Genomic DNA, 20,965 nt, shown 5'->3' on the forward strand with positions numbered 1-20,965 from the left:
TGCGTTGCAGCGTTAGGCTTGAACGACAGGGATCTTGGCGTTCGCAGCAGCTTCACGGAACTCGGCAATCTGGTCGAAGGACAGGTAGCGGTAAACGTCGGCCGCCATGCTGTCGATCTTGCCAGCGTATTCCATGTACTCCTCGACGGTCGGCAGGCGACCCAGGATCGAAGCAACGGACGCCAGCTCAGCCGAGGCCAGGTAGACGTTCGCGCCGTCGCCCAGACGGTTCGGGAAGTTACGGGTCGAAGTCGACACCACGGTGCTGTTCGGCTCAACGCGTGCCTGGTTACCCATGCACAGCGAGCAGCCTGGCATTTCCATGCGGGCGCCGGCCTTGCCGTAGATGCCGTAGTAGCCTTCTTCGGTCAGTTGGTGAGCGTCCATCTTGGTCGGCGGCGACAGCCACAGACGGGTTGGCAGCTGACCCTTGACCTGATCCAGCAGTTTACCGGCAGCGCGGAAGTGACCGATGTTGGTCATGCACGAACCGATGAACACTTCGTCGATCTTCTCGCCAGCAACGCTGGACAGCAGACGGGCGTCGTCCGGATCGTTCGGCGCGCAAAGTACAGGCTCGCTGATGTCGGCCAGATCGATTTCGATGACTTCGGCGTATTCGGCGTCGGCATCGGCTTCCATCAGTTGCGGGTTGGCGATCCAGGCTTCCATCGCTTGAGCACGACGTTCCAGGGTACGCGCGTCGCCGTAGCCTTCGCCGATCATCCAGCGCAGCAGGGTGACGTTGGACTGCAGGTACTCGGTGATCGACTCTTTCGACAGCTTGATGGTGCAACCGGCAGCCGAACGTTCGGCCGAGGCGTCGGACAGTTCGAAAGCCTGTTCCAGGGTCAGACCTTCCAGGCCTTCGATTTCCAGGATGCGGCCGGAGAAGGCGTTTTTCTTGCCTTTCTTCTCGACGGTCAGCAGACCGTTCTGGATGGCGAAGTAAGGAATGGCATGAACCAGGTCACGCAGGGTGATGCCAGGTTTCATTTTGCCTTTGAAGCGCACCAGGATCGATTCCGGCATGTCCAGCGGCATGACGCCGGTGGCAGCGGCGAACGCGACCAGACCGGAACCGGCCGGGAACGAGATGCCCATCGGGAAACGGGTGTGCGAGTCACCACCGGTACCGACGGTGTCCGGCAGCAGCATGCGGTTCAGCCACGAGTGGATGATGCCGTCGCCCGGACGCAGGGAAACACCGCCGCGGGTCATGATGAAGTCAGGCAGGGTGTGGTGGGTGGTCACGTCGATCGGCTTCGGATAAGCCGCGGTGTGGCAGAAGGACTGCATCACCAGATCAGCGGAGAAGCCCAGGCACGCCAGGTCTTTCAGTTCGTCACGGGTCATCGGACCGGTGGTGTCCTGAGAACCTACGGTGGTCATCTTCGGTTCGCAGTAGGTGCCAGGACGAACGCCTTTGCCTTCTGCCAGACCGCAAGCCTTGCCGACCATTTTCTGCGCCAGGGTGAAGCCCTTGGTGCTTTCAGCCGGTGCTTCAGGCTTCTTGAACAGGTCGAACGCTGGCAGACCCAGTTCGGCGCGAGCCTTCTCGGTCAGGCCACGGCCGATGATCAGCGGGATACGGCCGCCGGCGCGGACTTCGTCCAGCAGGACCGGGGTCTTCATTTCGAAGGTGGTGATGACTTCGTCGGTACCGTGCTTGCAGACTTTGCCTGCGTGCGGGTACAGGTCGATCACGTCGCCCATGTTCATGTTCGATACGTCGAACTCGATTGGCAGTGCGCCGGCATCTTCCATGGTGTTGTAGAAGATCGGAGCGATTTTGCTGCCGAAGCAGAAACCGCCGGCGCGCTTGTTCGGCACGTAAGGGATGTCGTCGCCGAAGAACCACAGCACCGAGTTGGTCGCCGATTTACGCGAGGAACCGGTACCGACCACGTCACCGACGTAGGCGATAGGGAAGCCCTGGCCGCGCATTTCTTCGATCTGTTTCATCGGGCCGGTCTTGCCTTGCTCGTCCGGAACGATGCCGTCACGGGCCATTTTCAGCATGGCCAGAGCGTGCAGCGGGATGTCAGGACGCGACCAGGCGTCTGGAGCAGGGGACAGGTCGTCGGTGTTGGTTTCGCCGGTCACCTTGAAGACGCGCAGGCTGATCTTGTCGGCCAGCACAGGGCGCTTTTTGAACCACTCGCCGTCAGCCCAGGATTGCAGCACGGCCTTGGCGTGAACGTTGCCATTCTTGGCTTTTTCAGCCACGTCGTGGAAGGCATCGAACATCAGCAGGGTGTGCTTGAGTTCTTCGGCAGCCACTGGCGCCAGCTCGGCGTCGTCCAGCAGTTCAACCAGGGTCACGATGTTGTAGCCGCCCTGCATGGTGCCGAGCAGTTCTACAGCGCGTTTCTTGTCCAGCAGAGGGGAGGAGACTTCGCCCTTGGCCAGTGCGGAGAGGAAACCGGCCTTGACGTAGGCGGCTTCGTCCACTCCTGGTGGTACGCGATTGGTGATCAGGTCAACGAGGAAAGCTTCTTCGCCAGCCGGAGGATTCTTCAGCAGCTCGACCAGGCCTGCAGTTTGTTCGGCGTTAAGCGGCTGGGGAACGATACCCAGGGCTGCACGCTCTTCGATATGTTTGCGGTAGGCTTCAAGCACAGTTATTACCCTCATCAGTGGTCCCAAATGGGTGTCCGGGACGCTCATCCCGAAATTGCCGTACTCATGCTCCTCACGACGTTGTGGGTCGTTCGGCCAGAATTACCGGCAATTCCTTACAGAAGCTGCTTTCAAAGTTTTACGCCTGCAGAACGGGGAGCTGATGAGGGTTGGCGTTTGGCTTTTCCCCGCTGGAAAAACCTTACGCCAACACCGCTCTGAAGGAACGACTGTGCTCGTGACGCTTTGAAAACAGCTTCTAACGGACATTGGCGCCTAAAAAGGCTGGCTGATTCTACGGCAAAAAAAATTTAAAGGTAAGTCGCGCTCTATTGGACTTTGGTTGCGTTGTGCGCGGCTGGGGCAAACCTTGATCCAGCGCTTGTCCCTGACGTTTGAGGGGTGATGAATGCCGGACAAAGGGCTAACATGCCGACCTGTTCCGCGTTTCAAGTGTTTTGCCCATTCTATGCCCAATCAGACCATCAAGACCCCCTGCGTCGGCCTCTGCTCCACCGTTTACGGTGATCTGGTGTGCCGTGGCTGCAAGCGTTTCCACCACGAAGTGATCCACTGGAACGGTTACAACGAGGAAGAAAAGCGCGCGGTCTGGCTGCGTCTTGAGCAATTGCTGTCACAAGTGATGGCCAGCAAGGTCGAGGTCTTCGATCCGGCGCGTCTGCGCCTGCAACTGGAACAGCGCAAGATCCGCTTCGTGCCGCATCAGTCGCAATATTGCTGGGCCTATCAGCTGATTGCCCGGGGCGCGCGGGTGATCATTAATCTGGAAGCCTACGGGATGGTGCTGTTGCCGGAGTTTCGCGACTGGAACCTGCCGGAACTGCGCGATGCCATTGATCGGGAATTTTTCCTGCTGTCGGAAGCGCACTATCAACGCTACATTGCGCCTGGTTTCCTCAAGGATGCCCTCGGCGACTGAAGGTCAAAAGCTTCGCGAGCAAGCCCGCTCCCACATCAGGCTGGTGTCGTTCACAAAGCCATGTGGGAGCGGGCTTGCTCGCGAAGGGGACATGACAAACGCCGCAACACTTAATGTTTCACCGCCAACTCCACCAGATGGTCTTCAACCTCCTGCGGTTTGAGCACCAGCACATCACTTTCCAGTTGATCCAGCACCTGTTCGGCCGTATTGCCGATCAACGCACCGGATACCCCGCTGCGCGCCACGGTGCCAATCACCGTCACCGCCGCCTGCAGCTTGTGCGCCATGAACGGAATCAGCACATCCGCCGGGCCTTCCTCGACATGCAGATGCTCGTCGTCGATATCGAATTCAGCCTGAAACGCCCGGCATTGTTCGCGATAGCGCGCCTCGATGGTTTCCTTGAGCTGGAACGTCGGGTCCGCCGCCGACAACATCGGCGACGGATGAGCGGTAATCACGTGCAGATGCCCCTTGGCCAGGCTGGCGATGTCGAAGCCATGGTCGATGATGGTGGTATGCAGGTGACGGTGCTCGCCATCGGCATTGCCCACGTCGACCGCCGCCAGAATCACCTTGTCCTTCCATGAGCCGGCGGTTTTCACCAGCAGCACCGGGGTAGGGCAGTGGCGCAGCAGTTTCCAGTCCGCCGGGGTCAGCAGGGCCTTTTTCAGCGAGCTGTCGGGGAAGTGCTGCTTGATCACCAGTCCGCAGCCCTCGGCCTGCTGCACGTCGATGATGGTTTCGTGCAGGCTCTCGTTCCACGCCTGCTCGGTGGTGACGCTGTAGCCGTCCGCCAGCAGCGCGGCCTTGAGCACGCTGAGCATGCCGGCGTGATCGTGCTTCTTGTCGCAGACCAGCAGGTGCAGATGGGCCTGGGTCACCCCGGCGATCAGCTTGGCGCGCTTGAGCGCCAGGCTTTCCGCGTGTTCGGGTTCGATGACCACCAGAATGCTGCGAATGGCTTGCATGAGTGAGTCTCCAGCAATGAAAAGGCACGGCGTTGCACAACTATAGTTGCTGCGCATCCGTCTGCGACTTGATGCATATCAACGCGGGCGGCTGGTGGTCTGCGGGCAGGCCGGTATAATCGGCGCCCTTCGCTCGAACACCTTTTGACCGTGAGCCCCATGATCCTTCCCGAAATCCACGAATTCCTTGGTTGCCGCACGCCTGACGCCTGGGTTGAAGCCGCGCTGGCCGATCAGGAAACCCTGCTGATCGACCACAAGAACTGCGAGTTCAAGGCCGCCAGCACCGCGTTGAGCCTGATCGCCAAGTACCATTCCCACGTCGATCTGATCAACATGATGTCGCGTCTGGCCCGGGAAGAACTGGTGCACCACGAACAGGTGATGCGCATCATGAAGCGACGCAAGATCGAACTGCGCCAGCTGCACGCCGGGCGTTACGCTTCCAGCCTGCGCAAAGTGGTGCGCAGCCACGAACCGGTAAAACTGGTCGACACCCTGGTGGTCGGCGCCTTCATCGAAGCGCGCAGTTGCGAGCGGTTCGAAGCGCTGGTGCCGCATCTGGACGAAGAACTCGGCAAGTTCTACTTCGGCCTGCTGAAAAGCGAGGCCCGGCATTTCCAGGGTTACCTGAAACTGGCCTACCAGTACGGCGACGCCAAGGACATCGCGCAGGTGATCGAGAGAGTCCGCGCCGCCGAGCAGGACCTGATCGAATCGCCGGACGAAGAATTCCGTTTCCACAGCGGCGTACCCGTCGCGGCATGAATTGTTAAAAACTCTTAAGAGTATGAAACTTCAACGAAAACCGGCCCCGGAGGCCGGTTTTTGCTGCCTGCGATAAACGTCTCGCCATTGAATGCCCGCATAATGTCGCCCACTTCACAAAGCGGTTGGCGGCGGTTGTTATGGATAACCTGGGTTTTGGCAGAGTCCTGCTGGTGGAAGACGATGAGCGGCTGGCCGCGCTGATCGCGCACTTTCTCGAACAACACGGCTACGAGGTGCGCACGGTGCATCGCGGCGATCTGGCCGTGGCCGCGTTTCTCGAATTCAAGCCCAAGGTGGTGGTGCTCGACCTGATGCTGCCGGGGCAGAGCGGCCTGCACGTGTGCCGGGAAATCCGCAGCGTGTCGGACACGCCGATTGTCATCCTGACGGCCAAGGAAGACGACCTCGACCATATTCTGGGCCTGGAGTCCGGGGCCGACGACTACGTGATCAAACCGATCAAGCCGCCCGTCCTGCTCGCGCGCCTGCGTGCCCTGCAGCGCCGGCAAGTCCCGGAAAGCGGCGTAGTGAGTTCGCTGGAGTTCGGCAACCTGATCATTGATCGCAGTTGCCGCGAAGTGCGTCTGGCGGGCGAGCTGATCGAGCTGACCACCATGGAATTCGAGCTGCTGTGGCTGCTGGCCAGCGCTGCCGGCAAGATCCTGTCGCGCGATGACATCCTCAACCGCATGCGCGGCATTGCCTTCGATGGCCTCAATCGCAGCGTCGACGTGTACATCAGCAAGTTGCGCAACAAACTCAAGGACAACCCTCGCGAACCGGTGTGCATCAAGACCGTGTGGGGCAAGGGTTACCTGTTCAATCCGTTCGCGTGGGAGTTGTAGATGCTGCGGTTATTTCTCGGGCTGTTTCTGGTGATGACGGTCGGGCTGGTGGCGGCGCTGCAAACCGTTGAACACACCTTCAACGCGTTGCTCGACAACCAGATGCAGGCCTACAACCGTGAGGCGGTACGCGGACAGGCGTGGTCGCTGATCGAACACATGCGCGACCAGCAGGGCTCAGCGCGCGAGGCGCAACTGGAGGCGTTACGGCCGCACTACGGGCTGACGCTGAGCCTGGTCGAGGCTGACCAACTGAACCTCAACGATCAGGAGAAAGCCGAACTGGCCCAGGATCTGCTGGTGATCCGCGATGACTACACCCAGTTCATCAGCAACATCGACGGTGGTTCGCAGTTGCTCAGCATCAAGCTGCCTCCCGAGCCGAGCCTGATGCCGTTCTACATTGCCGGGGCCTACCTGATGCTGGCCGTGCTGCTCGGCATCGTCCTGTACTTCTGGGTTCGCCCGCACTGGCGCGATCTGGAAAAGCTGCGCCTGGCCGCCGAGCGCTTCGGCGACAACGATCTTTCGGTGCGGATCCAGCTGTCCAAACGCTCGAACATCCGCGACCTGGCCGGCCACTTCAACCTGATGGCGGCGCGCATCGAAGGCCTGATCGCCAATCAGCGCGAACTGACCAACGCGGTCTCCCACGAACTGCGCACGCCGATTGCCCGGTTGTCGTTCGAGCTCGATCAGCTCAAGCAGCAACCGGACGCCAGCCAGAACCGCGAACTGATCGCCGACATGTACGCCGACCTCGGCGAGCTGGAAGAAATGGTCTCCGAACTGCTGACCTACGCCAGCCTTGAACGCGGTGCGACGGTGATCACCCGCGAAAATATTCAGGCCGCCAACTGGCTCGACAGCGTGGTCGGCAGCGTGGCGCTGGAAGCCGAGGCCGCCGGGGTGCAGCTGTTGATCGTTGATTGCCGGGTCGATGAAGTGCGGATCGAACCGCGCTTCATGGCGCGGGCGGTGATCAATCTGCTGCGCAATGCCATTCGTTATGCCGAGCAGCGGGTCGAGGTGTCGCTGGTGCGTATCGGCGATCAATACGAAGTGCAGGTCAACGACGACGGGCCGGGCGTGCCGCTGGCCGGTCGAGAGAAGATTTTCGAACCGTTCTCTCGTCTGGACGCCAGCCGTGATCGCCGCACCGGTGGCTTCGGTCTGGGACTGGCGCTGGTGCGGCGGGTGTCGCAATCCCATGGCGGGCAGGTCGAGGTCGGTGACTCTCCATGGGGCGGGGCGTCGTTTCGCATGACCTGGGCGCATCTGGATTGATGACTGTCGCTCCCCCGAAGGGGGGCAGTCGATTAACTGAGGACGTAATCCACCGGTTTCAGCGCCGGCGGCAACGGCTCGGTCCCCAGCTCCGAGAGAATATCCCGCTCGATACCCCGCACCAGCGCATCGGTCGGCAAATCGTTTTCATCCCGGCCGAACGGGTCTTCCAGCTCATCGGCAATCGCATCCAGGCCGAAGAAGGTGTAGCTGACAATCGCCGTGAACAGCGGCGTCAGCCAGCCCAGCGGTTCGGCCATGGCGAACGGCAGCAAGATGCAGAACAGGTAAATCGTGCGGTGCAGCAGCAAGGTGTAGGGGAAGGGCAGCGGCGTGTTCTTGATCCGCTCGCACACTGCTTGTGCCTGGGTCAGGCTGGTCAGGTGATTGGCCAGCAGCATGTAGCGCCATTCGCTGAGATCGCCTGATTCGTGCAGATCGGAGCATTGCTGACCGACGGTTTGCAGGATGCGCCCGCTGTAGTCCGGCACCTGCGCATCGTGCTGCGGGGTGATCCATTCGGCGCTGGCGGCGGCTTCGTCTTCCCGGCGCAACCGCGCATTCAGCGCGTGGGCGAAACCCGCGAGGTTGAGCAGCAACAGACGGCGCTGCGCCGATTCGCGGATCACATGGGTCTCGCGAATCACCGAGCGCACATGCACGATCACTTCGCCCCAGGCCTTGCGCGCTTCGTACCAGCGGTCGTAGCAGGCGTTGTTGCGAAAATTCATAAAGATCGACAGCGACAGGCCGAGCAGGGTGAATGGCGTGGCGTTGACCTTGGTGAAGTTGCTCGGGTGAAGCATTTCCACCAGCACGATGGCCGACGCCAGCAGCGTCACCATCAGGGCGCGCAGGGCGATGCGCTTGGCAATCGAGCCCTTGAGGGTGAAGAGAATGGCGAATTGATTGACCTTGGGTCGGATGATCATGCGGCTCTCTGCCTTGAAAACGTGGCGGATCAGCCGCCGGTCATGTTCATGAAACGCACCACTTGCACGTCGTCGTTCACTTCAAAGTTGTGCCGGTAAGGCTTGAGTTTCATCGCTTCGATGATGGCTTTCTCCAGCCGTTCCGGTTGGCCCGGATGAGCGCGCAGCACTGCCTTCAAGTCCACCGAATGCTCGTTCCCCAGACACAGTAGCAAACGCCCCTCGACGGTCAGCCGCACCCGGTTGCAGGTGCCGCAGAAGTTGTGGCTGTGGGGCGAGATGAACCCCAGCCGAATGTGCGGCGCTTCGGCTAGCCGCCAGTAGCGCGACGGGCCTTGGGTCGACTCGGCAGAATCGATCAGGGTGTAGCGCTCGGCGATCTTTTCGCGCACCTGGGTACTGGAAAAGAACGACTCGGCGCGGCTGTGTTCGCTGATGATGCCCAGCGGCATTTCCTCGATGAAGGAAATGTCCAGATCGCGCTCGATGGCGAACTGCACCAGATCGTTGATCTCGTGATCGTTGCGGCCCTGCATCACCACGCAGTTGAGTTTAGTGCGGGTAAATCCGGCGGCGCGTGCGGCGTCGATGCCGTCGATCACCTGGGTCAGGTCACCGGTGCGGGTCATCTGCTTGAAGCGCGCGGCATCGAGGCTGTCGAGGCTGACGTTGAGGCGTTTGACCCCGGCGTCGAACAGCGGGCTGGCGAGTTTGCCGAGTTGCGAACCGTTGGTGGTCAGGCACAGTTCGCGCAGGCCGGGCAGGGCGGCGATCTGCTTGCACAAGCCGACGACGCCGGGGCGAATCAACGGCTCGCCGCCGGTCAGGCGGATTTTGCGGGTGCCCAGCGCGACGAAGCTCTGCGCCAGTTGATAGATCTCCTCCAGCGTCAGTACCCGTTGGCGCGGCAGGAACTGCATGTCTTCGGCCATGCAATACACGCAGCGAAAGTCGCAGCGGTCGGTGACCGACATGCGCAGGTAGTCGACGCGGCGGTTGTAACCATCGATCAAGACGCGCTCTGACATGACAGCCTCGCTTGGGTGAAATCCGCTATTGAAGGGATTGGGTTGGCGCAGATTATGAGCAACTTGAGACAGCGTCCAATCACTCTTAATGACCGGCCGATTGATGCTGTCGATGATGAAGTAATTATTCCGGATTTATCGCTTCTTGGTTTTGCAAGTGCCCGTATTTAAAGGGTTTAAAGCCGTGATAGATGCTTTCGATAACACAGTCATTAATAGCGATTAGACAAGTTTTTGCAGCGGTTCCTATCCTTGGCCCCGTCAAACGAAACGACCGCTTTTTTAACTTGAAAGTCAGTCGTCGCTGTTTAAACCCGATCAGGTTTTTGCCTGTGTGCATCGTCATGGAGAAGTCCCATGTCACAAGTCGACCGTTACAAACCCTACAAGGGCGCCGCTGCGGGTTGGGGCGCTGTCATCAGCCTCACCAAGAACTGGCTGGGCAGTGAAAACGCCCTGAAAAACATCCGCGCCATGCTCAAGACCAACCAGAACGGCGGCTTCGACTGCCCCGGTTGCGCCTGGGGTGAAGCGCCCGGCGCGAGCATGCTGAAGTTCTGCGAGAACGGCGCCAAAGCGGTGAACTGGGAAGCCACCGGCCGCCTGGTCGATCCGGCGTTCTTCAACAAGTACACAGTCTCGACCCTGGCCGAGCAAAGCGATTACTGGCTCGAATATCAGGGCCGGATCACCCATCCGATGCGCTACGACGCGCGGGTCGACCGCTATGTCGAAACCACCTGGGATGACGCCTTCGCGCTGATCGCCAAACACCTCAAAGGTCTGAAATCGCCCCACGAGGCCGAGTTCTACACCTCGGGTCGCGCCAGCAACGAGGCGGCGTTTCTCTATCAATTGTTCGTCCGCGCCTACGGCACCAACAACTTCCCGGACTGCTCGAACATGTGCCACGAAGCCAGTGCGGTGAGCATGGGCGAGAGCCTGGGCGTCGGCAAAGGCACGGTGGTCTATGAAGACCTGCACCACGCCGACGCGATTTTCGTGATTGGCCAGAACCCCGGCACCAACCACCCGCGCATGCTCGAACCGCTGCGTGAAGCGGTGAAGCGCGGCGCTCAAGTGGTGTGCATCAACCCGCTCAAGGAGCGTGGGCTGGAGCGTTTCCAGAACCCGCAAAACCCGATCGAGATGCTCAGCAACGGCTGGGAAGCGACCAACACCGCGTACTTCCGCCCAGCCTTGGGCGGCGACATGGCGATGATCCGCGGCATGGCCAAATTCCTCCTGGAGTGGGAGCGTGAAGCCCAGGCCACCGGCGGCGAACCGGTGTTCGATCACGCGTTCATTGCCGAGCACACGTCGGGTCTCGACAGCTATCTGGCTGAAGTCGATGCCACGAGCTGGGAGCACATCGTCGAGCAGTCCGGCGTGCCGCTGCATGACATCGAACTGGCCGCGCGCATGTATGCCCGCGCCAAGAGCGTGATCATGTGCTGGGCCATGGGCCTGACCCAACACGTGCACTCGGTGCCGACCCTGCAGGAAGTCATCAACCTGCAACTGCTGCGCGGCAACGTCGGCCGTCCGGGCGCCGGGCTGTCGCCGGTGCGCGGCCACAGTAACGTGCAGGGCGACCGCACCATGGGCATCAACGAACTGGCCCCGACCGAGCTGATGGACGCCCTGGAAAAGCGCTTCAACTTCAAGGTGCCGCGCATGCACGGCCACAACACGGTGATGGCGATTGGCGCCATGGAACGTGGCGAAGCCAAGGTGTTTATCGGTCTGGGCGGCAACTTCGCCCAGGCCACGCCGGACACTCCGCGCACCCACGCCGCGATGCGCAAACTCGACCTGAGCGTGCACATTTCCACCAAGCTCAACCGCAGCCATCTGGTGACCGGACGTGACGCGTTGATCCTGCCGTGCCTCGGCCGTACCGACATCGACGTCCAGGCCGAAGGCCCGCAAGGCGTGACCGTGGAGGACACCTTCAGCATGGTGCACTTGTCGTTCGGCCAACTGAAACCGAAGTCGGCCCATCTGAAATCCGAGCCGGCGATCATTGCCGGGATCGCCGCCGCGACCTTGGGCAAACACCCGATCGACTGGGAATGGGCGGTGGGCGACTACGGGCGTATCCGCAACCTGATCGCCGACGTGATTCCGGGCTTCGAGAATTTCAACGAGAAGCTGCTGATCCCAGGTGGTTTCCACCTCGGCAACAATGCCTCGGACCGGGTCTGGAAAACCGAATCCGGCAAGGCCCAGTTCACCCCGTGCGTGCTGCCGGAGCATCTGGTCAGCGAAGGCGTGCGCAACCTGCCGGTCAAACCGCATCTGATCCTGCAAACCATGCGTTCCCACGATCAGTACAACACCACGCTGTACGGCCTCGACGACCGTTATCGCGGTGTATATGGGATGCGCGACGTGGTGTTTGCCAACGAGCAGGACATCCGCCGACTGGGTTTCGAACCGGGGCAGAAGGTTGATCTGGTGGCGCTGTGGGGCGACGAGCGCGAGCGTCGGGTCAGCGGTTTTACTCTGATCGCCTACGACATTCCGGCCGGGCAAGCCGCTGCGTACTACCCGGAAACCAATCCGCTGGTGCCGCTGGAAAGCTACGGTGACCGCACCTATACGCCGACCTCGAAATTCGTGGCGATCCGCCTCGAAGCCGCCGAGGCGAGCAACCTGATTCCGTCGTCGGTGGCGTAACCGACTCACGCGATCCAACCCTTTTGCATTTTGACTGGCTGCAGGCGTTCGCGCCTGGCGGTGGCCCGGCCGTGTGCTGCCGCTTTTCAGCCTTGATGAGGACATCATCATGTTCAACCTGGAGGCACTGGACCTGGCGCGAATTCAATTCGCGTTCACGGTTTCGTTCCACATCATTTTCCCGGCGATCACCATTGGTCTCGCGAGTTTCCTGGCGGTGCTCGAAGGCCTGTGGCTGAAAACCCGTAACGACACTTACCGCGATCTCTACCATTTCTGGTCGAAGATATTCGCCGTCAACTTCGGCATGGGCGTGGTGTCGGGGCTGGTCATGGCGTATCAGTTCGGCACCAACTGGAGCGGGTTTTCCGACTTCGCCGGCAGCGTCACCGGGCCGTTGCTGACCTATGAAGTGCTGACGGCGTTCTTCCTCGAAGCCGGTTTCCTTGGCGTCATGCTGTTCGGCTGGAACCGCGTGGGCCGTGGCTTGCACTTCTTCGCCACGGTGATGGTTGCCATCGGTACGCTGATCTCGACCTTCTGGATTCTTGCCTCCAATAGCTGGATGCAGACCCCGCAAGGCTTCGAAATCGTCGACGGCCGAGTGATGCCGCTGGACTGGCTGGCCATCGTGTTCAACCCGTCGTTTCCGTTCCGTCTGGCGCACATGGCGATTGCCGCATTCGTTGCCACGGCGTTCTTCGTTGGCGCTTCGGCGGCCTGGCATTTGCTGCGCGGCAATGACAGCAAACCGGTGCGCAAGATGTTTTCCATGGCGCTGTGGATGGCGCTGATCGTCGCGCCGATTCAAGCGGTGGTCGGTGACGCCCATGGCTTGAACACCCTGGAACACCAACCGGCGAAAATCGCCGCCATCGAGGGCCACTGGGAAAACGCCGACAACGGGCCGACCCCGCTGGTGCTGTTCGGCATTCCGGACATGCAGGCGGAGAAGACCAAATACGCGATCGAGATTCCGTACCTCGGCAGCCTGATCCTCACCCACAGCCTCGACAAGCAGATCCCGGCGCTCAAGAGCTTCCCGAAAGAAGACCGGCCGAACTCGACCGTGATTTTCTGGAGCTTCCGCGTCATGGCCGGGCTGGGCATGTTGATGATCCTCGTCGGCGTGCTGGGTCTGGCGTTGCGGCGCAACGGCAAGGTCTACCGTCATCGCGGCTTCCAGCGTTTGGTGCTGCTGATGGGGCCGAGCGGTCTGATCGCGCTGCTGGCGGGTTGGATCACCACTGAAGTCGGGCGCCAGCCGTGGGTGGTGTACGGCCTGATGCGCACTCATGACGCGGCGTCCCATCACTCGGTGGCGCAGATGAGCACCTCGCTGGCGCTGTTCGTCGTCATCTACTGCTCGGTGTTCACCGTGGGCATCGGCTACATGATGAAACTGGTGAGCAAGGGCCCGCAGCCGCACCACGAACATCCGCCCGAAGGCACTCAGGTGCAGACCCCGCGCCGGCCACTTTCGGCGGTTACCGACAACCTCGAATCCGCGACCCGGATCCACTGAAAAAGGAGCGTTGAGTCATGGGTATTCAAGGTATCGATCTCTCGTTGATCTGGGGCGTGATCATTGCCTTCGGGGTAATGATGTACGTGATCATGGACGGCTTCGATCTGGGCCTCGGGATCCTGTTCCCGATGATCAGCGACGAGCAGGAGCGCGACGTGATGATGAACACCGTCGCACCGGTGTGGGACGGCAATGAAACCTGGCTGGTGCTCGGCGGTGCGGCGTTGTATGGCGCGTTTCCGCTGGCGTACGGGGTGATTCTGGAGGCGCTGTATCTGCCGCTGATCTTCATGCTCGCGGGGTTGATTTTCCGTGGTGTGGCGTTCGAGTTTCGCTTCAAGGCGCCGGCTGAAAAACGTCATCTGTGGGACTGGGCATTCATCGGCGGTTCGCTGCTGGCGACGTTCTCCCAGGGCGTGGTGATCGGCGCGTATGTGGCGGGGATTCCGGTGGTGGATCGGCAGTTCGCCGGTGGCGGTCTCGACTGGCTGGCGCCGTTCCCGCTGGTCTGCGGTGTCGGTCTGGTGATTGCCTACGCATTGCTCGGCAGCACCTGGTTGCTGGTCAAGACCGAAGGCATGCTGGAGTCGCGGATGCGTCACTACAGCCGTCCGCTGGCGTGGCTGTTGCTGGCGATGGTGGTGGTGATCGGCGCGTGGACGCTGCAACTGCACCCGGAACTGGCCGGCCGCTGGTTCAACCATGCGCACCTGACCGTGTTCGCCGGGCTGGTGGTATTGGCGGTGCTGTCGCTGTTCGGTCTGTTGCGCTCGCTGCGTCAGCGCCACACCCACTGGCCGTTCGTGTTCACCCTGATGCTGATGTTCCTCGGTTACATCGGGCTGGCGCTGAGCATCTGGCCGAACATCATCCCGCCGTCTGTCAGCCTGTGGGCGGCGGCATCACCGGCCACCAGCCAGCTGTTCGCCCTGATCGGCGCGCTGTTCATCCTGCCGGTGATCCTGATGTACACCTTCTGGAGCTACTACGTGTTCCGCGGCAAAGTGAGGATTGGCGATGGCTACCATTGATTCGCGTGAGGTGAAATCCAGCCCCTGGTACAAACGTCTGGGCTGGCTGCTGCTGATCTGGTTTGGCAGCGTGGTCTCGCTGGCGGTGGTGGCGAGTCTGCTGAAACTGGCGATGTATGCGGCGGGGATGAGAACCCACTGAGCATAAAAAAACCGGAGCCTGGCTCCGGTTTTTTTATTGCCTGCGGTTTACTTCCTCCCCTCAGGGGAGGAACTGCCCTGAGGTTTATTCCCCGCCAAACATCGCCGTCCAGTAAATCCCGGCGCTGCTCTTCGGATCGACTGCGTACGCAGCGCCGAGCTCGCGGTACTGCGGGTTCATCAGATTGGCGCAATGGCCGGGGCTGGCGAGCCAGCCGGCGACGACTTTCTGCACCGTGTCCTGCCCGGCGGCGATGTTCTCGCCGACCTGCTGGCCGCTGTAACCGGCCAGTTCGGCGCGGTCGCCGGGGGTACGGCCGTCGCGGTCCTTGTGGTCGAAATAATTGTTGTTGGCCATCTCGCGGCTGTGTTCCTGGGCGACGCCGCCGAGCACCGCGTTCCACGCCAGCGGCGTGGTCGCTGCGAAGGCCTGACCGCCGCACTGGCGCGGTTGGGCGCGGGCGGCGTTGAGTTGTTCGAGGAGTTTCTGGCCTTCAGCCTGACCGTCGCCGAGGCGGGCGGACAGCAGTGGTCGGGCCAGGGTGATGCGCCAGTCACGGTCGGCGCGGCTGACGCCGATATCGACGAACTGCGGATCCAGTACCACCTGACAGAAACTTTCCTGAATCGCCTTCATCGCCGACGCCGCATCCCGTGGCCCGTTCAGGGTAATCGCCTGCACATTGACCATCGGGTAGCGGGCGCTGGACATCGCCTGCTGCAAATCCACCACACCGCTGGCCGGCAGAATCAGGCGCGGATCGGCCGACAGCGGCGGCAATTCGCTGGACGCCTGGCTGCCACAACGCTGCGGCTGGCTGCGGTAGCTGTTGATCGATTCGATCAATTGCGACTCGTCGGTGGCCATGGCCGAAGTGGCCAGCGCCAGGCCCACGGACAACGCGGCGAGTCGCAGAACGGATGGCATGAAGCGCATGGAAATCTCCCTTGGGCTGAGTGCGCACATCATGCGCGAAAGGGCCCCGGTTCGTGCAATGTCTTTTTCTTCATGGCGCTGATTTTTCTGCGGAACGATGCCATGAAAATTGCCGTCTACACTTCGCGAAGAGCCCGGGATCCGGGCGTCTCAGCCATATAACACTTCGCCCGCATCGGGCCCTGCCGGAAGGATGATCATGCGATTGAACGGGTTGCTTTGCTGTCTTGCGTTGACCCTGCTGAGCGGCGCGGCACTGGCCACCGATCAGGCTCCGATCAAGGAAAAGGCCGAAGCGAAAGCCGAGGTTCTGGAAGAGAAGGCTGCCGACAAACCCGACGCGCCCCCGGCACCCAAATCCGAAGCCATCACGCCGACCGAAGCACAGGCGGTCGACCCCGCCGGCGCTGCACCGCTGGACGATCCGATCACCTGTCTGGCACGCAGTATCTATTGGGAAGCCAAAGGCAAGGACAACGCCGACATGGAAGGCGTGGCGAGCGTGGTGATGAATCGCCTCGGGCATGACGGCTTTCCAGGTACGGTGTGCGAGGTGGTCAAACAGGGCTCGGAAACCAAGAGCTGCCAGTTTTCCTGGTGGTGCGACGGGCGCCCGGATCAGGTCAAGGAAGATGCCGAATACGCGCTGGCCAAGGAAATCGCCGGCAAGGCGCTGAACCGACAGCTCACCGATCGCACCCACGGCGCGCTGTATTTCCACGACCGCAATGTTCATCCGAGCTGGGCGAAGGAATACACCAAGACCGCCGAGACCAAGAAATTCCTGTTCTATAAACCCACTGGCGGGGATGCGCGTTAGGCGCAGACTTCCCGCACGCAATTGCGCAGCCAGCGATGCGCCGGATCGGCGTCCATGCGCGGGTGCCAAAGCATCGACACGCTGATGTCCGGCATCCGGAATGGCAGGGCGAAGCTGTGCAGACCCGTGCGCAGTTTGCTGGTGTGACGTTCCGGGACGGTGGCGATCAGGTCTGATTCACGGACCAGCGTCAGCGCTGCCGAAAATCCACCGAACGAAGTGACGATGTCCCGCGTCAGGCCGAAGGCGAGCAATGCCTCGTCCACCGGGCCGCTGCTGCGTCCGCGCCGTGACACCAGAATGTGCTGGCCTGCGGCGAAGCGTTTTGCGCTGACCTTGCCGCTGCTCAACGGATGTCCCTCACGCACCACGCCAATCCACTGATCGCGGAACAGGATGCGGCTGTGCAGCGTCGGGTCGGTGCTGTCGTCGACCACGCCGGTTTCCAGATCCACCCGGCCTACGCGCAATAGCGTGCTGTCTTTGTCAGCCTTTTGCACAAAGCGCAGGCGCACGCCGGGCGCCTCTTCGGCGATGCGGGCGAGCAGGGCGGCGGCGAAGGTTTCGACAAAACCGTCGGTGTTGCGCAGTGTGAAGGTGCGCCGCAACTGGCCGGGATCGAGCACTTCTGCCGGGCGCAAAACCGCTTCGGCTTCCTGCACCAGATAACTGACCCGGTCGCGCAACTCCAGCGCACGCGGGGTCGGCACCAGTCCTCGGCCGGCGCGCACCAGCAGCGGATCGCCGGTGGTTTCCCGCAGCCGGGCCAGCGCGCGGCTCATGGCTGACGGGCTCAGACGCAGGCGCTCGGCGGCGCGGGCGACGCTGCCTTCGCTCAGCAGCACGTCGAGGGTGATCAACAGGTTCAGATCCGGTGCATTCATGACATGGCGTTCCATGCAGGTATCAAGTGCAAAGCATGCGTCTTGCGCCTCGTATTGTCGAGGCTCAGGCTATGTCCCATGACTTCCGCCCTGTGAGCCTCCCATGCACCGAGAACCCCTGAGCCCTTCAGCCCGCTGGGCGCTGACCAGTCTGGCGCTGTCGATGCTGATGCCGTCGCTCGACACCAGCATCGCCAACGCCGGATTGCCCACGCTGGCGGCGGCGTTCGATGCGACGTTTCAACAGGTGCAATGGATCGTGCTGGCCTATCTGCTGGCGGTCACCACGTTGATTGTCAGCGTCGGGCGATTGGGTGACGGCTTCGGTCGGCGGCGCTTGCTGTTGATCGGCATCGGCATTTTTACCGCCGCTTCGCTGGCCTGCGCACTGGCGCCGAGCCTCGCCTGGCTGATCGGTGCGCGGGCGGTGCAGGGCCTGGGCGCGGCGATCATGTTCGCGCTGACGGTGGCATTGGTGGCCGATGCGGTGCCCAAATCCCGGGCCGGCAGTGCGATGGGGTTGCTGGCCACGATGTCGGCGACCGGCACCACCCTCGGGCCGTCGCTCGGCGGGCTGTTGATGGCGCATGTCGGCTGGCAGTCGATCTTTGTAATCAACGTGCCGTTGGGCTTGCTCAATGCGTGGTTGGTGTATCGCTATTTGCCGAAGGATCGGATCGTGCGCTCAGGTGTTGCATTTGATTATCCCGGCACCGCCGTGTTGATGCTGACGCTGGCGGCCTATGCGCTGGCGATGACAATCGAAGGACTTACCCCGACGTTGCTGTTGCTCAGTCTGTTGGGCGTGGGGTTGTTCATCCTGGTCGAGAAACGGAGCAAGGCGCCGCTGATTCACCTCTCATTGTTCACCGACACGCGAATCAGCAGCAGTCTGGCGCTGACCTTGCTGGTGACGACGGTGATGATGACCACGCTGGTGGTCGGGCCGTTTTACCTGAGCCGAGGTTTGGGGCTCACCAGCACTCAGGTCGGCCTGGTGTTGTCGATCGGGCCGTTGCTGGCGGCGTTCAGCGGCGTACCGGCCGGGCGGCTGGTGGATCGTTTCGGCGCGCGGCGGATGGTGCCGGGGGCGTTGCTCGGCCTGGCCTGCGGATGTGGTCTGTTGGCGCTGTTTCCGGTGAGTTTCGGAGTGCTTGCATACGTGCTGCCGATCACGGTGGTGGCCTTGAGTTATGCGCTGTTCCAGGCCGCCAACAACACCGGGTTGATGTCCGGCGTTGCTCAGGATCAGCGCGGCGTGGTCTCGGCCATGCTCGGGCTGTCGCGCAATCTGGGGTTGATCACCGGGGCGGCGGCGATGGGCGCGGTGTTTGCACTGGCCACGGACGATCCGACTCAGGCGCCGGCCGCGGTTATCGCAGGCGGCTTGCACATGACCTTCGGTGTGGCCACGGCGTTGATGTTCGCGGCGTTTGCGCTCGGTGCCTTCACGCACCTGCGTCTCGCGTCTCCCGTGCCGGAAAGAACAGTTCAAAGCAGGTGATGTCGTCGGCGCTACTGACGCTGTAGCGACCCTGATGCAACTGCATGATGGTCGCGACAATCGACAGGCCCAGTCCGTTGGATTGGGCCGAGCGCTCGCGGGACGGATCGACGCGGTAGAAACGCTCGAACAGTCGCGACAGATGTTCCGCCGGAATCGTCGCGCCCTGATTGCGTACCCGCAGGTAGCTGCCGTCCGCTTCGGCGATGGCTTCGACCTGCAACGTTGAATCCGCCGCGCCGTACTTGATCGCGTTGGCGCACAGATTGGCCAGCGCCCGACGCAGCAGCATCGGCTCGGCCCAGATCACGCCGCTGCCACTGGCCTCGATGGTGACACCGACGTCCGCCGCCAATCCCTCGAAGTAGTCAGCAATGCGCTGCATTTCATCGCCGGCGTCCAGCTCCTGCCGCTGGCTCAGTGCACTGGCCGGGTCGGTGCGGGCCAGAAACAGCATGTTGTCGAGCATCCGCGCCAGCCGTTCGAGTTCTTCGACGTTGGAGGCGAGCAACTGTTGATAGGCGTCGACGCTGCGATTCTGTTGCAACGCGACCTGGGTTTCCCCGAGCAGGTTGTTGATCGGCGTGCGCAGTTCGTGGGCCATGTCGGTAGAGACCTGGCTCAGTTGCGCAACCCCTCGGTCGAGCCGGTCAAGCATCGCATTGAAGGCTTCGATCATCGGCTGCAATTCACGAGGTGTGCCTTGGCGGTCGAGGCGTTCGCCGAGGTTGGCGATGCCGATGCCGTGGGCATGCCGGGCAATCTGCCGCAACGGCAGCAGGCCGCGATACACCAGCAGGCAGCCGACCAGCGCCAGCACAATCGCTGCCAGTGACGCGAGGCCGTACACGCTGAGCCGGTAATTGGCGAGCATCGCCGTGCGCTCGCTCATCACCTTGGCGATGAGCACCTGCAGATTGCCCTGGTCGCCGGAGTCGATACTGGCCGCCACCGCCGAGAACGGCACGCCGTTGAGGCTTGGCAGATGCTGCACGTCGTTGAGGGCCATGACATGGTCGACCGGCACGGCGGGCACGCTCGGCAGTGCCAGATCGCTGGGATTGACCACGAACAAGGGCGGTTGCCCCGGCGCGCCGATGGTCAACAGCGCTTCGCGGTTGCCCAGCATGTTCTGGAACAGCGCCGGTTTGGTCTTGATCAACTCCAGCGTGTTGCTGTCGTTGAGGATGGTGCGCAATTGATCGATACGGCTGACCAACTGGATGTCGTCGCGGCGGGTCAGTTGCTCTTCCAGCTGGTTGTAAAGCGCCGCGCCGAGGCCTGCCAGCGCCGCGAAGGCGAGCACGGCGAAGACCAGCGCCAGACGCAAGGTCAGGGAATAAGTGCCGGCGATTTTCATGGCTGAGTATCGAAGCGGTAGCCGATGCCGCGCACGCTGTGGATCAGCTTGAGTGGGAACGGGTCGTCGATCTTCGCCCGCAGGCGGCGCACGGCGACATCGACCACATTGGTGTCGCTGTCGAAATTCATGTCCCACACCCGCGAGGCGATCAGCGAGCGCGACAGCACTTGCCCGGTGTGGGTGGCGAACAGTTGCAGCAGGGCGAACTCCTTGTTGGTCAGGGTGATCCGGTTGCCGGCGCGGGTGACCCGACGCTTGAGCACGTCGATCTGCAGATCGGCCACCTGCAATTGCTCCTCTTCATGGATCGGCCCGCGCCGGGTCAGGGTGCGCAGGCGCGCCACCAGTTCGGCAAAGGAAAACGGCTTGATCAGGTAATCGTCGGCGCCCAGTTCCAGACCCTTGACCCGGTCGGCGATGTCGTCGCGGGCGGTGAGAAACAGCACCGGCGTGTCGGTTTCCTTGCGCAGCCGGCGCAGCACTTCCCAGCCATCCATTTTCGGCATCATCACGTCCAGCACGATCACGTCGAAGTCGAACTCCAGCGCCAGGTGCAGGCCGTCGGCGCCGTCCCGGGCCAGGCTCACGCTGTAGCCCAGTTCCTGCAAGCCGTTGAGCAGGTAATTGCCTGCCTTGGGTTCGTCTTCGACAACAAGGATATTCATGGGCACTGTGC

18 protein-coding genes are annotated in these 20,965 nt (G+C 61.8%); 10 read left to right on the plus strand and 8 right to left on the minus strand.

The window, feature by feature from the left end; all coding sequences use genetic code 11:
* Positions 1–12: 12 nt before the first annotated feature.
* Complete coding sequence (gene acnB, locus CAF90_RS00855; protein ID WP_045121882.1) at positions 13–2,622, minus strand: bifunctional aconitate hydratase 2/2-methylisocitrate dehydratase; 2,610 nt, start codon at positions 2,620–2,622, stop codon at positions 13–15.
* Between the two features lie 469 nt (positions 2,623–3,091).
* On the opposite strand from acnB, the gene CAF90_RS00860 reads away from it, so the two are divergent.
* Positions 3,092–3,562 (plus strand): DUF1289 domain-containing protein, encoded by a 471-nt coding sequence (locus CAF90_RS00860; RefSeq protein WP_085602792.1) that lies wholly within the window; start codon positions 3,092–3,094, stop codon positions 3,560–3,562.
* A gap of 110 nt (positions 3,563–3,672) precedes the next feature.
* Here CAF90_RS00860 and CAF90_RS00865 read toward each other — a convergent pair whose 3' ends face one another.
* Positions 3,673–4,536: a universal stress protein gene (locus CAF90_RS00865; RefSeq protein WP_085602794.1), complete on the minus strand. Its 864-nt coding sequence runs from the start codon at positions 4,534–4,536 to the stop codon at positions 3,673–3,675.
* A 159-nt stretch (positions 4,537–4,695) separates the two neighbouring features.
* On the opposite strand from CAF90_RS00865, the gene CAF90_RS00870 reads away from it, so the two are divergent.
* From CAF90_RS00870 to CAF90_RS00880, 3 genes are all read left to right on the plus strand, one after another.
* The gene (locus tag CAF90_RS00870) at positions 4,696–5,304 is read left to right on the plus strand and encodes a tRNA-(ms[2]io[6]A)-hydroxylase (protein WP_085602796.1); all 609 of its coding nucleotides are present in this window, start codon (positions 4,696–4,698) and stop codon (positions 5,302–5,304) included.
* 140 nt (positions 5,305–5,444) lie between these two features.
* Positions 5,445–6,152, plus strand: a complete 708-nt coding sequence (locus tag CAF90_RS00875; RefSeq protein ID WP_007958821.1) for a response regulator — start codon at positions 5,445–5,447, stop codon at positions 6,150–6,152.
* Positions 6,153–7,439, plus strand: a complete 1,287-nt coding sequence (locus tag CAF90_RS00880; protein WP_085602798.1) for an ATP-binding protein — start codon at positions 6,153–6,155, stop codon at positions 7,437–7,439. It abuts the gene before it with no gap.
* Positions 7,440–7,471: 32 nt separating this feature from the next.
* On the opposite strand, the gene CAF90_RS00885 is transcribed toward CAF90_RS00880, so the two are convergent.
* Positions 7,472–8,371: a bestrophin family protein gene (locus CAF90_RS00885; RefSeq protein WP_007958819.1), complete on the minus strand. Its 900-nt coding sequence runs from the start codon at positions 8,369–8,371 to the stop codon at positions 7,472–7,474.
* A gap of 29 nt (positions 8,372–8,400) precedes the next feature.
* Complete coding sequence (gene moaA, locus CAF90_RS00890) at positions 8,401–9,399, minus strand: GTP 3',8-cyclase MoaA (protein WP_085602800.1); 999 nt, start codon at positions 9,397–9,399, stop codon at positions 8,401–8,403.
* 357 nt (positions 9,400–9,756) lie between these two features.
* Here moaA and CAF90_RS00895 point away from each other — a divergent pair, with 357 nt between their 5' ends.
* From CAF90_RS00895 to CAF90_RS00910, 4 genes are all read left to right on the plus strand, one after another.
* Positions 9,757–12,081, plus strand: a complete 2,325-nt coding sequence (locus CAF90_RS00895; RefSeq protein ID WP_085602803.1) for an FdhF/YdeP family oxidoreductase — start codon at positions 9,757–9,759, stop codon at positions 12,079–12,081.
* A gap of 109 nt (positions 12,082–12,190) precedes the next feature.
* Positions 12,191–13,606, plus strand: coding sequence for a cytochrome ubiquinol oxidase subunit I (locus CAF90_RS00900; protein ID WP_085605094.1), 1,416 nt, complete (start codon positions 12,191–12,193; stop codon positions 13,604–13,606).
* Positions 13,607–13,623: 17 nt separating this feature from the next.
* Positions 13,624–14,640 carry a cytochrome d ubiquinol oxidase subunit II gene (cydB, locus tag CAF90_RS00905; RefSeq protein ID WP_085602805.1) on the plus strand — a complete coding sequence of 339 codons (1,017 nt, stop codon included), beginning with the start codon at positions 13,624–13,626 and terminating at the stop codon, positions 14,638–14,640.
* The gene (locus CAF90_RS00910) at positions 14,627–14,782 is read left to right on the plus strand and encodes a DUF2474 domain-containing protein (RefSeq protein ID WP_007950587.1); all 156 of its coding nucleotides are present in this window, start codon (positions 14,627–14,629) and stop codon (positions 14,780–14,782) included. The genes cydB and CAF90_RS00910 overlap by 14 nt, the downstream gene beginning before the upstream one ends.
* Positions 14,783–14,866: 84 nt before the next feature.
* Here the strand turns inward: CAF90_RS00910 and CAF90_RS00915 are convergent, their stop codons facing one another.
* Positions 14,867–15,718, minus strand: coding sequence for a CAP domain-containing protein (locus tag CAF90_RS00915; protein WP_085602807.1), 852 nt, complete (start codon positions 15,716–15,718; stop codon positions 14,867–14,869).
* Between the two features lie 199 nt (positions 15,719–15,917).
* Between CAF90_RS00915 and CAF90_RS00920 the strand changes: the two genes are divergently transcribed.
* Entirely contained in the window at positions 15,918–16,538 is a 621-nt protein-coding gene (locus CAF90_RS00920; RefSeq protein ID WP_085602809.1) for a cell wall hydrolase, read from the plus strand.
* Here CAF90_RS00920 and CAF90_RS00925 read toward each other — a convergent pair.
* Entirely contained in the window at positions 16,535–17,422 is an 888-nt protein-coding gene (locus tag CAF90_RS00925; RefSeq protein WP_007950584.1) for a LysR family transcriptional regulator, read from the minus strand. The two genes, CAF90_RS00920 and CAF90_RS00925, sit on opposite strands and share 4 nt — an antisense overlap.
* Before the next feature lie 103 nt (positions 17,423–17,525).
* Between CAF90_RS00925 and CAF90_RS00930 the strand changes: the two genes are divergently transcribed.
* A complete protein-coding gene (locus CAF90_RS00930; RefSeq protein ID WP_085602811.1) occupies positions 17,526–18,926 on the plus strand; it encodes an MFS transporter in 1,401 nt (466 codons plus the stop codon).
* Here the strand turns inward: CAF90_RS00930 and CAF90_RS00935 are convergent.
* Complete coding sequence (locus CAF90_RS00935) at positions 18,871–20,286, minus strand: heavy metal sensor histidine kinase (protein ID WP_085602813.1); 1,416 nt, start codon at positions 20,284–20,286, stop codon at positions 18,871–18,873. The genes CAF90_RS00930 and CAF90_RS00935 overlap by 56 nt on opposite strands.
* Entirely contained in the window at positions 20,283–20,954 is a 672-nt protein-coding gene (locus CAF90_RS00940) for a heavy metal response regulator transcription factor (RefSeq protein ID WP_007950581.1), read from the minus strand. Before CAF90_RS00940 ends, CAF90_RS00935 begins: the two co-directional genes overlap by 4 nt.
* Positions 20,955–20,965: the final 11 nt, after the last annotated feature.

This window comes from Pseudomonas sp. B37(2017), assembly GCF_002112885.1.
Taxonomy (GTDB): domain Bacteria; phylum Pseudomonadota; class Gammaproteobacteria; order Pseudomonadales; family Pseudomonadaceae; genus Aquipseudomonas; species Aquipseudomonas paraglycinae.

Bases quoted from the DNA above. Each gene is read 5' to 3' on its own strand.
- CAF90_RS00860 (WP_085602792.1), top strand. From the start codon at position 3,092: ATGCCCAATCAGACCATCAAGACCCCCTGCGTCGGCCTCTGCTCCACC.
- CAF90_RS00865 (WP_085602794.1), bottom strand. From the start codon at position 4,536: ATGCAAGCCATTCGCAGCATTCTGGTGGTCATCGAACCCGAACACGCG.
- CAF90_RS00915 (WP_085602807.1), bottom strand. From the start codon at position 15,718: ATGCGCTTCATGCCATCCGTTCTGCGACTCGCCGCGTTGTCCGTGGGC.
- CAF90_RS00940 (WP_007950581.1), bottom strand. From the start codon at position 20,954: ATGAATATCCTTGTTGTCGAAGACGAACCCAAGGCAGGCAATTACCTG.
- CAF90_RS00875 (WP_007958821.1), top strand. From the start codon at position 5,445: ATGGATAACCTGGGTTTTGGCAGAGTCCTGCTGGTGGAAGACGATGAG.
- CAF90_RS00900 (WP_085605094.1), top strand. From the start codon at position 12,191: ATGTTCAACCTGGAGGCACTGGACCTGGCGCGAATTCAATTCGCGTTC.
- CAF90_RS00920 (WP_085602809.1), top strand. From the start codon at position 15,918: ATGCGATTGAACGGGTTGCTTTGCTGTCTTGCGTTGACCCTGCTGAGC.
- CAF90_RS00935 (WP_085602813.1), bottom strand. From the start codon at position 20,286: ATGAAAATCGCCGGCACTTATTCCCTGACCTTGCGTCTGGCGCTGGTC.
- CAF90_RS00870 (WP_085602796.1), top strand. From the start codon at position 4,696: ATGATCCTTCCCGAAATCCACGAATTCCTTGGTTGCCGCACGCCTGAC.
- CAF90_RS00930 (WP_085602811.1), top strand. From the start codon at position 17,526: ATGCACCGAGAACCCCTGAGCCCTTCAGCCCGCTGGGCGCTGACCAGT.
- CAF90_RS00885 (WP_007958819.1), bottom strand. From the start codon at position 8,371: ATGATCATCCGACCCAAGGTCAATCAATTCGCCATTCTCTTCACCCTC.
- CAF90_RS00895 (WP_085602803.1), top strand. From the start codon at position 9,757: ATGTCACAAGTCGACCGTTACAAACCCTACAAGGGCGCCGCTGCGGGT.
- CAF90_RS00910 (WP_007950587.1), top strand. From the start codon at position 14,627: ATGGCTACCATTGATTCGCGTGAGGTGAAATCCAGCCCCTGGTACAAA.
- CAF90_RS00925 (WP_007950584.1), bottom strand. From the start codon at position 17,422: ATGAATGCACCGGATCTGAACCTGTTGATCACCCTCGACGTGCTGCTG.
- moaA (WP_085602800.1), bottom strand. From the start codon at position 9,399: ATGTCAGAGCGCGTCTTGATCGATGGTTACAACCGCCGCGTCGACTAC.
- CAF90_RS00880 (WP_085602798.1), top strand. From the start codon at position 6,153: ATGCTGCGGTTATTTCTCGGGCTGTTTCTGGTGATGACGGTCGGGCTG.
- cydB (WP_085602805.1), top strand. From the start codon at position 13,624: ATGGGTATTCAAGGTATCGATCTCTCGTTGATCTGGGGCGTGATCATT.